General features: G+C 54.9%; 8 protein-coding genes. 7 read left to right on the top strand and 1 reads right to left on the bottom strand.

Going from position 1 to position 13996, the window contains the following annotated elements:
* Positions 1 to 20 precede the first annotated feature (20 nt).
* The 7 genes from AC1DS5_RS07740 to AC1DS5_RS07710 all read left to right on the top strand — a co-directional run bounded on the left by AC1DS5_RS07740 (position 21) and on the right by AC1DS5_RS07710 (position 10383).
* On the top strand, positions 21 to 1217 hold the full coding sequence (locus AC1DS5_RS07740) for a hypothetical protein (RefSeq protein ID WP_477717669.1): 1197 nt from the start codon (positions 21 to 23) through the stop codon (positions 1215 to 1217).
* Positions 1218 to 1750: 533 nt separating this feature from the next.
* Entirely contained in the window at positions 1751 to 2389 is a 639-nt protein-coding gene (locus AC1DS5_RS07735; protein ID WP_477717668.1) for a hypothetical protein, read from the top strand.
* Complete coding sequence (locus tag AC1DS5_RS07730) at positions 2382 to 4670, top strand: KGGVGR-motif variant AAA ATPase (protein WP_477717667.1); 2289 nt, start codon at positions 2382 to 2384, stop codon at positions 4668 to 4670. The genes AC1DS5_RS07735 and AC1DS5_RS07730 overlap by 8 nt, the downstream gene beginning before the upstream one ends.
* Before the next feature lie 122 nt (positions 4671 to 4792).
* Positions 4793 to 6145 carry a hypothetical protein gene (locus AC1DS5_RS07725; protein WP_477717666.1) on the top strand — a complete coding sequence of 451 codons (1353 nt, stop codon included), beginning with the start codon at positions 4793 to 4795 and terminating at the stop codon, positions 6143 to 6145.
* An 892-nt stretch (positions 6146 to 7037) separates the two neighbouring features.
* Positions 7038 to 8609, top strand: a complete 1572-nt coding sequence (locus AC1DS5_RS07720; protein WP_477717665.1) for a recombinase family protein — start codon at positions 7038 to 7040, stop codon at positions 8607 to 8609.
* Positions 8606 to 9499, top strand: a complete 894-nt coding sequence (locus AC1DS5_RS07715) for a ParB/RepB/Spo0J family partition protein (protein WP_477717664.1) — start codon at positions 8606 to 8608, stop codon at positions 9497 to 9499. The genes AC1DS5_RS07720 and AC1DS5_RS07715 overlap by 4 nt, the downstream gene beginning before the upstream one ends.
* A 5-nt stretch (positions 9500 to 9504) precedes the next feature.
* Positions 9505 to 10383 (top strand): plasmid partitioning protein RepB C-terminal domain-containing protein, encoded by an 879-nt coding sequence (locus AC1DS5_RS07710; RefSeq protein WP_477717663.1) that lies wholly within the window; start codon positions 9505 to 9507, stop codon positions 10381 to 10383.
* Positions 10384 to 10782: 399 nt separating this feature from the next.
* Here the strand turns inward: AC1DS5_RS07710 and AC1DS5_RS07705 are convergent, their stop codons facing one another.
* Positions 10783 to 13848 (bottom strand): TrlF family AAA-like ATPase, encoded by a 3066-nt coding sequence (locus AC1DS5_RS07705; RefSeq protein ID WP_477717662.1) that lies wholly within the window; start codon positions 13846 to 13848, stop codon positions 10783 to 10785.
* Positions 13849 to 13996 lie beyond the last annotated feature (148 nt).

The following is a 13996-nucleotide window of genomic DNA, read 5'->3' as shown; positions in this document are numbered from 1 at the left end:
TTTATCTCGGAGACCCACCATTGAATACCGACCAGCAACCTGCTGCAAGTAGCAATGTCCCACGGGTTGGCGATGTCCGTAATTCTGGCGAGCCGATGCGCTTTGCCAACGTCGAGCAACTGGTTGGCTTCGTCGCGGAAACAACGACGGGCGGGGAAACTGCCAAGGTATGGACCAGGCTCGCACTCACCTCTGACGATCCTCTCTTCCATCGATTAGTTGAGAACCTCGCCAGCGTCATTAATCACATGGCGCAGCAAGCAGGGACCGCCGTCAGTCTGAGACGGGCATCCATGGTGCTGCTGATCTTGAAGCCTGACCACACTGCCGAACTATGGCTCGACACTGCAGCGGTCAGCCTGCGCTGCGCTGTCAAACGTGCCGTTGCGGCCGGAACAGTAGTCTTCGAGAACGACATTGCTGATGTGACGGGAATGTCCTTTCCGTGCGTAGATTTCGGAGAACGCGACAAGGTCCTGTGCATCTTCCGAGAAGCTTGGCGGTTTGGGTTCGCCTTCGACATGAATCCCGAGCAGAAGTTGGACCTTGACGCCTTCGTCATCACACTTGGCACGCTGCATAGGGAGTTGCGCTATCGGCACCTGTACGACGCTGTCGGGGACCTGGCGCTTTTCGACAAACTGGTCGCAACGGGCTGGTTCCCTTTTGTCGAGATCATCACCGCCGAGTTCAAGGAGCTCCTACGTCATTGCGAGGCCGGATTAGAGGCCGCAGCAATCGAAGAAACGATCTTTGAGAAGTTCGATCAGAAGCGACTTGAGCACATGTTCGAGCGGTGGATTGCCAAGCCTCACTTCGCTGCCAAGGCAGCGCTGCTAAAGGAAGCCATCCAAGCATTCGGGGAAAAGAAGCCTGCCTCGGTAATCAAGATCGTCCTCACTGAAATCGAGGGCGTACTAAACGACGCCTATCGAGTAGCGCATGGCGGACACGGCGCAAAGTTAAAGGATCTGCTGGCCTTTGCCCAGGCTTCCGCAGAAAACCGCGCTGGAGGACCAAATACACTGCTCTTTCCCTCTGCCTTCGGCCTTTATCTTGCTGCGCAAACCTTCGCGAATTTCGACCCGGTGGCACAAACCGGCACTGCCGGGTCGCGCCATGCAGTCGGGCACGGGGCGGCGGCGCAAGATAGCTATACGATGACGAGAGCGCTGCAAGCTCTTTTGACCCTTGATCAATTTGCTTTTTATACATAGATTGGACCGCCGATAGAGATCACCACTTGCAAAGCTACCCCACTATCGGAGCGCTTGGGTTCCAGAATACTGACGTAAAGCAGGCCGGCGTAAGAGCATTTGCCGGCGTCAAGGGTGACGGCACCTTGGCCGCAGAAGCGCCTTTCACTGACCCATAACGTCAAGCTACTTGATGGCTTTGACTCTTGCTTTCGATGATGTCAGCTAGCGCTAGCTGCTGTTACAAGTAAGTTGGCTCCGCGCCTGAGGGACAACTTAAGGAGGAATTTGGCTTTACGCTGTTGTAAGACGGCAGCGCGACATGAAAAATGTGGATGGTACCCAAATACCGTATACACCGTAAACTCAATTGCGTTTAACGTATCCATAAACAATTATAAGGAAAGTGAGTGCAAACTTACTTTCGAATTCGCATCGCAAACTCATTCCCGATCAAAGGGTCATCATTGATTGCTTATTGATGGTTGGCCGGCCTGCAACTATAGTTGCAGTCACTAGAGAAATTGCGGCGTTGATGCGGCAATGAGGAACCCATGGACAAAACTATTCAAAAAATTCCTTTATCGGAATTTGCTGCTATTGCCGAACAAATAGAAGAGGCATTGGTGGCGCATGACCGTACGTCGATGGACAGGCTCAGAGACAGGCTGGAGAGTCTTTTCGTCGACACGCTAAAAAGCGCATCCACCGCAGTCGCAGCTGCAGTAAGAGGAACCGCGCGTCAAGACTCGCCCGAAGTTTATGCCTATGTATTGGGGCAACTCAGTTTTGGGCAAGCGGTTGTGGCGCAAGCGGCGGAGCGCCGGGCTGACAACGGGTTTCTCGAAATGCTGCACGCCCCTAAGTACGTTAAATATGTTGAGGCGCTGGCCAACGACGATTTAAATGGAAAACAATTGGCCGACTTGACTGGGGAAGCGGTTGAGACGGTAAGCCGTAAACTCAAAGAACTGCGCGCAGCGGGCGCTGTTGATTTTCGGCGGGAAGGAACCAGCAACCTCAACTTTTTGACGGCGGCCGCAAAGTCATGTTCTCACTCATCGGAATCATTCGCCGTGTTCGATGCAGTAATCAAGCGGCGGGCGGATGAATTGGTTCCACATATGAGGAAGCTGCAGTATTTCTCTCCGGATGACCACCCGGACACGCAATCGGCCACCGCCGATGTTTGAAGTTGACGCCTCCGCCGGCACAAACGGCCAGATCATCACCTTTTATTCCTTCAAGGGCGGAGTTGGCCGCACCATGGCTCTTGCCAACGTCGCCTTTCTCGCCGCCATGAATGGGCAGCGGGTGCTGGTGATGGACTGGGACCTAGAGGCCCCAGGCCTCTCCTACTATTTTCGTGGTCAGCTCGACCCATCCGAGGCGCGCAGCCTCAAGGATGCACCGGGAGTACTGGACCTAGTATGGGAATGGAGCAGTTCCTTGGGCTCAGAACTCTCCGGTGGGGACGCCTTGCTGAGACGGTTTGAAGCAGGGCTCCCATTTGATGAATGCGTGCGACCGCTCCTGTCGCCAGATATGCTGCCAGTTAACGGGTCACTTGATTTCATAGGCGCTGGCAGCAGAATGGTCAAGACCCCCGTTCCTAAGCGATACGAAGAAGCTCTGGCGGAATTTTCTTGGACGCAATTTCTAAATGAGAACGCCGGGGGAATCGTTCTTGAGTCGCTTCGAAGATGGTCCAAGTCCCGTTATGACCTGGTGCTCCTGGACAGCCGGACTGGTTTGGCCGACGTTGCCGGCATTTGTACGATGCAATTGCCGGACGTGGTGGCGCTCTGTTTCATTTTCAATCGCCAGAATATTGACGGAGTCGCTAAGGTTGCGGCAGCGATTCGTTCCGGTCGTAACGAGGAAGTGCAAGTAAGGGCTGTTCCGATGAGGGTAGCGCGAAGCGGAACGCCCGAAGAGACGGATGCAAGAGCCCGTGCCACGGCTGAGCTAACGCGTATTGGAGGGTTCTCCAGCGATAGTGTCCGAGAGGATTTCCAGAGCATGTCAGTTGCGCTTGCCGACAATGTGCCCTTCTATGAAACCTTGGCCCCTTTTGCCGCTCAAGATCCCAAGCTGGATCTATTGACGCTCAACTACACCCGGCTGAGCGTCTCCCTCACTGGTATGGAGATGGATGTCCCAGAAATAGATCCGGCGCTCATTCAGCTGGTTCGCCGCCGCCTGCTTCCACGACATGCAACGCTCGAATATCTCAGAAAACTCAAGGAAATGCAGCCTGAGCGAGCGATAGACGAGCTCCAGGGCTTGATAGAGAGCGCATTCGAGGCGGCGCTTAATGGCGAGTCACTCGACGACGAGTATGTTTCGGCGCTGGTGGACGTCTGCATGAGTTTCACCGAGGTCACGACTATTGTCACTGGAACTCCAGAAGTTCAGAGCCGGACCCTGGATCTTCTGCGAGAGCTGGTTGAGAGAAAACCTTCGAAGTGGCGCACGCTACTTGCCTACTCCCTCGAAAGATATATAGAACTCTTTAGCTATCTTCTCGAGCGGGAAGATGAGTTGCTGCTGCTAGAGGAACTCGATGGCTTGTTGGCCGTCGAATCTACGACCAGTGCCCGACTAAGGCGCATAGATTTTCGTCGCCGGGTTGCAGCAATTTACCGAATGGAGACGAATGACGAAGGGACAATGCAGACAGTTGGAGAGATTAATCAGCTGCTGGAAAATATCCCCAGAGAACCACCACTTCCCAAGGATCAAGCCGCAAGAGTTTTCTTTGCTGAAATAGACGTAGAGCTTCTAAGCGGCAATGTAGACCTTTCGAAAGGAAGGATTGAAGATGCATTCCGACGTTTTGAAGGCGCGCTCAAGCGACTAAGAAGTGGGGAAGTCGATGGCGAAAACGATAAAGGAGAATTGGGGAATTTCCTTTATCAGGCCCATTCCAGCCTGGCTGCGATGCCGCTTGAGTTCGTAAGTGAACTAGAGGCCGCAAAGCATGCGCTGAGCGCTGCCCAAACGGGGCGCATATCAGTCATGGTCAGCTTCGGCCGCCTGTCCACGGCCATCCTAAAGGTGAGTGATACGCCTTTACTAGCGCTGGAGTTCCTCAAGTCCACCATCGGAAACCCTGAGTTTCGCTCCAAGCGGTCTTTCTCAAACTATTACGGCCGCCAGGTTCGCTTGGTTGAAGTATTCCTAGAGTCCCTACTGCAGCTTTGTACAGCAATCTCAAAATTGCCTACTTCGGCAACATCCAACATTTTGGAGGCTGTTGTAGAGACGGTCGCCGGGCTTTTGGGTAGTCTTGGGCGACGCAGGCATACCGTTTCTGATAGAAGTGCGCGACAAATAGGCAATCAGGCGGACGACTTGATGCACGCATTGCTTACTTTGGGCATGACAAGAGACCAGCTCGATCCTCTCTTTACCGCATATCACCACTTCTTCCGATCAGCTCCGCGTGATACTGTGCCGCCGGAAGCTTGATGTCAACCGTCCCTCCTCCCGAGTCGCCACCACACTTATTCTTGAAATTGTGGCAGATAGCAGAGGCCGCCTCAGCCTCTGCTCGACTCACGGCACCTCCAGCTTCTGGGCACTTCAAGGCGATGGCCGCACGGTATTTGGGAGTTCAAAAACTCAGCGATTGCACCGAGGGGCTTGGCCTTTTGATGGGCGACGCTGGCATTGCCGGATTAGATCTAGGGCAGGTTCTTGCTTTAATGGTGGCGATTGATAAGACGTTCGGTCAGATACATCCGAGGTCCGTTGTGACCGTGGCCGGCGGCCTTAGGTCCGTCCCCTGGCTGAGCGACTTGAAGGCTCTACGACGCGAAACTGGTCACTACGCAACAGCCGAAAATTTCATGCTTGTGCCACGCGGACCGCTATGCCGGCAACAGCGGGCGGAATACATATCGAATACAGACAGTGTTGCCGATCGATTCGCCTACCTTGCGGTCGTACCTACTACAGCCAAGCAGAGCGCCAGATCGATCAATATCCAGATCAAGGTCATAGAAGCGCATGCCGCCCATGGAGTTTCTCCCTCGGCGGATCGTAGCAATCAGTTGATAGCATTTATTCCTGTTGCGGAGCAAGCATCGGATTTTCAGCCTACGGTGCGTGTTCACTCCGACAAGAAGTTCATTGATTTCAGGGTGGCCCCTGGCGTCAATGCGCCGGAGCGCTTGATCCAGGCGATCGAAAAGGCAGGCCCCTTGGATTTTGCGATGGCACCGGAACTGGTGATGTCACAGGATCACGCTGATCGCCTTTCGGAACTGGTTTTGCATTTGAGTACCAGGCCCAGAGTGATCATGGCAGGCTCCGGCCCAACCAGAGACAAGGAAGGCGCCCAATCCTGGAATGAGGCCACTACTTTGAACGGCATAGGGACGGTCCTTTGGACGCAACGGAAAATACTACAGGCAGGCATCAAGCAATCGCGAGCACTCCAGTTTGGCCTGGACGATCCCGGCAAAGAGGGCATGCTGCACGAAGACAATGCATCTGGGAACGAGGTGGTGATTGCAGATATTGCCGGCGTAGGCCGATGCGTTGTACTCATCTGTCAAGATATTGACGCTCCCCCGCTGACAGAAGAGATTTTGACTGCTTTCCAGCCCGATTGGGTGTTGGTGCCTGTGCTTGATCCATGCATCACCAAAGGTAACTGGGTGCATCAGCAGACCTGGAAACTTAGCGGAATTTCAAAGGCCAGATTTTTGGTATCTTGTAGCACCGCGCTGGGTCGTGACCCTCAAAAGCGTGAGGATTTGGCGTGCGGGCTGGCCGTCGGACCTCGGGATCCTTCGGAGGAAGACGGTGGACGAATGATGGCATTGGTTAGCAATGAACACCCTTCATCACCAGGTCTCGGGATAGTTCAATGGAAAGAAGACACCGCCAAATGGGAAAAAACCACCTTGGGTTCCAGTGCAATCGTGCCAAAGGCCTGAACTGGCGCCAGACAGAGGGCGCGTATCTCAAGGATCGCGACTCAGTGATGCTTCCGTTCTCTTGCCTCCAATCCGATATTCCCATTTATGGCGCCAATAGCGGTGGCCCGGTATTCGACGACGAGGGGCGCGCCTGCGCCGTGAACTGCACTAGCTGCTCGGCTTCGCCAGGCGGACGCCGTTCCACCCGCCATTAATCGAAGTGTTCTTCACCTTTAGACAACACCTAATCTTGCACCCCTATCATTTTATTTTGGATTGCATTGGCTGGATACGCTGGCAATTGTCGAAGCGGTAGATGCTCATAGGCTAACACTCCGCTGGTCTGTCAATCGGAGGCAGCTATGGAAAGTCGGTGGTGCACCGCATGCGGGTTTGCCTTTGAGCTCCGCCCTCAAGTCCCACATCAAACCTACTGCAGCAAGACCACCTGCCAGAAGGAGCGCAGAAGGCTCTGGCAACAGGTTAAGCGTTTAAGCGACCCCGATTACCTAGAAAACCAATCTCTCGCCCAACACGCGTGGGCGGTGCGCAATGCCCAATACTGGCGCAACTATCGGGAATCGCATCCCGATTACGTATCTCGAAACCGAGCCAGGCAGCGAGAACGAAACTGCGACCGGCGCAACGCAGGAATTGCAAAGAGTGACGCGTCAAATTCTCAAATTTCATTGGCGCCAGGGATTTATCAACTGAGCATCCTGGCAGCGCCAAAGATTGCAAAGAGTGACGTGTGGCTGGTCGAACTCACTCTGTACGGAGCCAATTAGCCGGAATAGCGTGTGATTGCAAAGAGATAACTTGTTAGCTGTTTCGCCACAAAACTGGTAACTTTGCCGTTCCAAGCAACCTGTGTAGTGAAGAAGTCTCTTCGACTTTGATGCGGTGACATATGGAAACAGAACTCTCTATGGCAGACGGTTCTCAAGGCACTAGCCAAGCCTTGTTTCGCGCGGCCGAGTATGTCCGCATGTCCACGGAACACCAACAGTACTCAACCCTCAATCAGATCGCCAAGATCCACGAGTACGCTGAACGCCGAGGCATCGAGATCATCAAAACCTATGCAGATGAAGGCAAGAGCGGCCTGACCATTGGCGGCAGGCAGTCGTTACAAAACCTGATCCGAGATGTGGAATCGGGCAATGCCGCCTACAACATGATCCTTGTCTACGACGTGAGTCGCTGGGGACGGTTCCAGGACGCTGACGAAAGCGCGTACTACGAGTACATCTGCCGCCGGGCCGGCATCCAGGTGACCTACTGCGCCGAGCAGTTCGAAAATGACGGATCCCCAGTTTCCACTATCGTCAAAGGCGTCAAACGTGCGATGGCCGGCGAGTACAGCCGGGAGCTGTCGGCCAAAGTGTTTGCAGGCCAATGCCGCCTCATCGAGCTAGGATTTCGCCAAGGTGGCCCCGCCGGCTTCGGCTTGCGCCGAGTACTGGTTGATCAGGCCGGCGCGGTGAAGACCGAACTTCAACGCGGCGAACAAAAAAGCCTGCAGACGGACCGTGTAATCCTCAAGCCTGGTCCGGATACCGAGGTACACATCGTCAATCAGATATACCGCTGGTTTGTCGACGACGAGCTGCAGGAGTCCGCCATTGCCGCCCGCCTCAATGAGATGGAGATCAAAACCCCTTTGGACCGCGATTGGACGCGCGCCACAGTACACGAGGTACTGACCAATGAAAAATATATCGGAAGCAACGTTTACAACAGGCAGTCTTTCAAACTCAAGAAGCTGAGGGTCTACAACGCACCCGAAATGTGGATCAGAAAGGAGGATGCATTCATCCCCATCGTGGCGCAGGACCTGTTCTACACAGCGCAAGGCATTATTCGGGCACGGGCAAGACGTTTTACCAACGACGAGCTTTTGGACCGGCTGCGCGTCCTGTACCAGAACCGTGGATACCTGTCGGGGTTGATCATCAACGAGACCGACAGTATGCCGTCGTCTGCCGTGTACATGCACCGGTTTGGTAGCCTGATTCGCGCCTACCAGCTGGTTGGCTACAGCCCGCAAAGAGACTATGGCTACATAGAAATCAATCGCATGCTGCGCCGGCTCCACCCCGAAATACTCGCAGAGACCGAGAAGCAGATCGCCCATCAGGGTGGCTCGATTTACCGCAACCCGCTGAATGACCTGCTTGACGTCAATCACGAGTTCAAGGTTTCGGTGGTATTTGCCCGCTGCCAGAGCGCCGATGTGGGCCAAAAAAGATGGAATGTCCGCTTTGACACGACGTTGCGCCCTGACATTACCGTGGCAATCAGGCTGGCCCCTGGCAACGAAAAAACGCTGGACTACTATCTCCTGCCAAGCTTGGACTTCGGACAAGAGCGCATCAGGCTGGCCGAGCAAAACGCCGTCGAGTTCGAGAGTTATCGATTCGACACCCTCGACTACCTATACGGAATGGGATCGCAGATTCGGCTAAGGCGCGCAGCATGAACTCACCGACCAAAGCCAGAGACATCCGTTTGATTCCCATTGACCGGATTGAGGTCCTGAATCCACGCGATCGCAATCAGGAAGTGTTCTCGGAGATCTCGGGAAACATCAAGGCAATCGGTTTGAAAAAGCCCATCACGGTGACTCCACGTCCTGGCTCAGACGGTGCCGAACGCTACCTGCTGATATGCGGACAAGGCCGACTCAACAGTTTCAAGCTACATGGCGAGCAGCGCATTCCGGCCTTGGTGGTTTCGGTCACCGATGATGAAGCGTTCATCATGAGCCTGGCCGAAAACATCGCACGCCGGCGCACCAAACCCCTGGAGCGGCTGGCGGGTGTGACCCTGCTCAGACAAAAGGGCTATTCCACCAAGGAAATCGCAGAGAAGACTGGCCTCTCCTTGCAATACCTTCAGGAAATTCTGTTGTTGCTAGACAAGGGAGAGGAGCGACTAATCGTCGCGGTCGAACGAAGAATCATCCCTCTCAGCGCGGCGCTGGTCATAGTCGGCGCGGGGGAAAACGACAAGGCGGTGCAGACCGCACTGCAGGAGGCTTACGAATCCGGAGAGCTGAGGGGGCGTCAGCTAATGGAGGCTCGCACCCTGATTCAGCGCCGGCACCTGCTCGGGCGATCGATCGCCAGAGGATCGCCCCGAAAGCATGCTGATGTATCGCCATCCAGCTTGGTACGCGCTTATCAAAAGGAAGTACAACGCCAGCAGATGCTGGTTCGCAAGGCTTCGTTTGCTCAACAGAAGCTTCTGTTCGTCGTTGGCGCGCTACGGGAGCTTTTCGCCAACGAAAACTTTGTCAATCTACTGCGGGCCGAAGGTTTGGATACCCTGCCGAAATACCTGGCCGACCACTTGGCGATCAGCCGGTGACCGCCATGACCCCCATCAATCTTGCGTTTCTCCTGAAACCCGTGACCGTTCCTTTTGAGAAGCTCCTGCCATCAAGGGTCCATCCTGAAGATCTACAGAAGTCCCACAAGTATCGGCAAATCCGCGAATCAATCCGAGAAATGGATCTTATCGAGCCGCTTTCGGTCGGTCCGGTAGACCGTAAAACCGGGCAGCACCTGCTGCTGGATGGCCATATCCGGTTATTGGCCATGAGAGAGCTCGGACACACAGAGTTTCCATGCCTGGTTGCCTCGGATGATGAGACTTACACCTATAACAACCGCATCAACCGACTTTCGACCATTCAGGAACACCTGATGATCAGGCGCGCAGTCGATAGGGGCGTGTCAACAGAGCGTCTGGCAAAGGCGCTCTGCCTCGACCTATCAAGTGTTCAGAAACGCCTTAGTTTGCTTGACGGAATATGCCCGGAGGCAGCCGAACTTCTGAAAGATCGCCGCTTTTCCCTAGCAGTCGCTGCGGCGCTCAAGAAAATGAAACCTACCCGTCAGGTTGAGTGCGCGGAGCTGATGATATCCGCCAACACACTGACAATACCGTACGCCCGCTCGCTGTTGATGGCCACTCCGTCGGAAATGTTAGTGAGAAAGAAGCAGCGACAGCTAAAGGGCATCACACAAGAGCAAATGGATCGTATGGAGCGGGAGATGGCAAGCCTGCAGGATCAGTACAAAACAGCAGAACAGACCTACGGCGACGACATGCTAAATCTGGTGCTTGCCAGAGGCTATCTGATTAAGTTGCTTGAGAACGCACAGGTTAGCCGATTTCTAATTCAGAATCAGATTGAGGTAATGAAGCAGTTCACGAATCTCGTTCAGACGACCTCCATGGAACTTTAGCGCTCAAACCTGTGCGAGATTTGATCTCACTGCCCATCTCACCATACGTAGTGGGAGACTATTAGCTCGCCTCATGCTGTCGGTCTAAACTTTGCGTTCGCTCCTGGCCGAATCCGGCAGGTTATTGCGGCATTACCAACGACCGGCTCCGCTGCAATCCCCTCGTTCGAACCCTAATCATCAGTGGCCGAAAAGAGCACAAACCCCGTCATTCGCCTGCGCACATACATCGCCTGAAAGCGGACATCCTGCGATCTACCGCCTTGTGATGTCAATGTCTGCAATGCGGGAGAGCGACTCCCCTCTTGACCTTCGCCTCACGGCCAGAAGCAGACGTCTTCTCGCCAGAGATCGCTAATTTTCGAGCGTTCGTCGGAGGGCGCGGCGCGATGCTCTCGTTCACCTGTGATCTTGGTACTTGTCGCGGCGGTTATCGAACGCGCGCTTTGTTCCTTCCAAGACATCCACAACATGACGGTTCGTATCTGAACTCTCGATAGAGCCTCCGAAATAGCTGATCTTCGATCCGCTCTTGCGATCGAACGCGGAGTAGATGATCTGCTCAGCATCGCAAACCACCGCTAGGTTGGGGTTGTGCGTGACCATGATGATCTGCCTCCGCTTCTTGGCTACTTCTAGGACCGGCACCAGCAGGCTGACGATTGTTTCGTTATCGAGATTCTCTTCGGGCTGGTCAAGGATGATTGGATGACGCCCTTTATCGACCAGCAAGTAGAAAATAAGCAATAGGGCGCCGCGCTGGCCCGGCGACAGTTGCTCAATGCGCGTGTCCTGGAACAGCAGCGTATACCGCGGCTCCAGAAAGGAGAGGCCGAAGAGAAGATCGTAGACCTCGACAGCCGTCTTGCCATTCTTCAAGATGGAGTTGATGCCCGGTGCCTTGTCTTTTCCCGCTGCGGCCTGCTGCACCTTGTCATGCAGCGCCGCGATCAAATTTAACGCATCATCCTTTTTGTTGAGGTCGTACTGCTCCACAGTTTTCCGAACTACGCCCAGACTTTCTTCTTCGCCCTTAAACTCCCCAGAGGTTCGCTTGATCAGGTCGAACAGGCGGGCTGCCAGGGCGTCTGGTGATCCGCCAAGGTCGGCCCTGAACTGCAGCTTGTAGTCGTCACGGATCAAGCTATTGCTCTGAATCACGTCTTGTACAGGCCCGAAGAGGGCTGCACGAGCTAGACGCTGGGTGTTCAGAATGTCGAATGCCTCGCCGGCCAGCGTCGACCTAGCCTCCCTCTTTTTCTGCAGTGCTTCCGGGAGTTTGTCAAGTTGGTCAATGCGGGCCGTCAACCCTTGCTGCGTCTCCGGTTGGGCCGCGCTACCGACATAGTCGGCCCGCTTCTTCTGCCACTCGTCCAAGTCCTTCAAGTATTTCTGATAGTGCTGCTGCGGCTCATTCAGTTGCTTTTTCAGTTCAGCCTGCTGCTGAAGCGCTTTTTCCCGCGCGTCCTTTGCCGCCTGCTGCTCCTGCCCAACCTTCGCCTGTTCATCGGATGCACTCTTCTCCGCCAAATTCAGAGGCTCCTCGGTGACCGACAAGGTCACTATCGCATCCAACTTCAGGCCCAGTCGCTGGAAGTCCGCCTCGGTATCGTAAGACAGTTGCTTGTGCTGGCGCTGTAATAGCTGAACGCGGGACCGAATTGACTGGATTGCGGTGATCTTGGCCGCGGCATCGGCGCTGCGGCTGGCGAGCAGCTTGTCCGCGTCGTCAAGCGTCTTCAGTTCATTCGCCAGCTTTTCGAGGTCCCCGGAAGCTTTCTGCTGCGCAGAAGAGAGCTGATCCGCAGGTTTCTCCACCTTGGGTGGAATCACCTTGTCATGCTCGTCAATCTGCTTTTGCTTCTGAACCTTCAGCTCAACGAGCGCTTTTCGCTTGTCGGGCTGCAGCTGCGCTTCGATGGAGGATATCTCCTGATTCACCTTGTTAAGGTTCTTCCGGTATTCCCCGAGCTGGTCGCGGTAGTCGCGCTCCTTCTCCTCGATCAGCTGGTCGAAGTCCAAGGCGCTCTGGCGAATTTCGCGGCTGGTGTGATCGAAGATAACCGATCGCAACTCCTTCTCGAACACGTTTGATTTTCCAGAAACATGGTCGTTGCACAGCTCTTCAAAATACTGCTGCGGGATATACCGCACCATCTCAACGGCCTCTGCGGAAGGATCGGTAGCCAGATTCCGCGGATTGACCGTTCCATCGCACCAAGTCAGTTTTCCCTCGAACTGCTTGGCCAAGATGGTCGGGGGTGCGCGGAAGCGTTTCGGGTGCAGAAACGAAAAGTGAACCGTACCGCGGCAGTTTCCCGCCAGTGCAATGACGTCAGCCAGAGCGCTCTTTCCGCTTCCTTTGTTGCCAATGACCGCAACCAGGTCTGGATTGAGCTTGAGCCGCGTGCCATCAAGCCAGTTCTCCTTCAAAGCGCTTCCCGTAACCTTATCGATTGCCAGTTCGTCAATGAAATACGTCTTGTTCCCCGCGACCTCAATCAGCTTACCCGGCTTGTCGCCGATGAAAGACCGCTTCGCAGGCTCCTTGATGGCTTGCTTCAAGCCAAGGAACGTGGGATTCGCCTTGATCCAAGTCGCTTTGCCGCCGGGAAACTTACCATAGTGGCTGTATGCGTGCGCATCGCTACCGGAGACCGCGAGCCGCGGCACTTTGCCGAGCGCACCCTGAAAGCTGTCGAACCACTTTTCATTCGTCGCGGTCTTGAGCCCGACAAACGCCTCCCAGAGCTCCTGCTTGCGAGTCTCGAATATCGGCGAGGCCGTCATAAGGCCAATGACGTAAGAGTAGTGAGTAACCCAGTCCGTATGAGCGAGCCCATCGTTGGTGTCCCAAGGCATGAAGCCGATCGCGTTGCCGTCAGGGACCGCAGCGATTGCCGCCTTATACGACTCCGCCGTAAGGTCGGCGATCATTGAGCCTGCCTTGAGAGCCACCGCCTCAGTCGACAGAACTTCGGCCTGCTTGAACCCGTGCTTGGACAGAATGTCCGGCTGCAGCTTACGAGCAAGCTTGATCAGACACTCGTCAGACAGCGGCAGGCCAATGATCGTCACCAGAAGTTTTGCCTTGAAATCCTGCAGGTCCTGGTCCGAGGTCTCGTTAGAGAAGACCACATGAGCGTTTAAACGATGCGTGGTCGGCGACACCAACCGGAGTTCGATGCCGGGGAATACAGTCTTCGCCAGTTGCGGTGCGTCAGCTTCGGCCAGGCGCTTTTTTAGCGCCAACCAGCCGTCGAAGGTCCAGTAGTCCATGAGAACGAACACCTGCGGTTCGGCGTCGTTCATCGCTTTGATCATGCCGTCGAGCGAGTCATTCTTCTCCTTTGCCGTCATGTCGGAAAAGCGCTGGCCAGACCATTGAAAAGAAGCCGGCGTATGAATATGAAAATCCCACTGCCGCCACTCCGCTCCTCGCGGATATCCTTGAGTCTTTTTCATTCTTGAGCCCCTCGGTCTGCCCAGCGTAGCATGACGCGCCGAAAATGCAAGAACTCACCATCCCGTCGTCCATGACTCCAGTTTTCAACCAATTGCGAATCAACCTCAGGATGCGACGGTCCCCTTGCCCGCGACGGTTGAAACGCGT

It is taken from the genome of Polaromonas sp. P4_H1, assembly GCF_056400945.1.
Note: the sequence above shows the minus strand (reverse complement) of the source record. Positions and strands in the feature narration are given on the sequence as shown.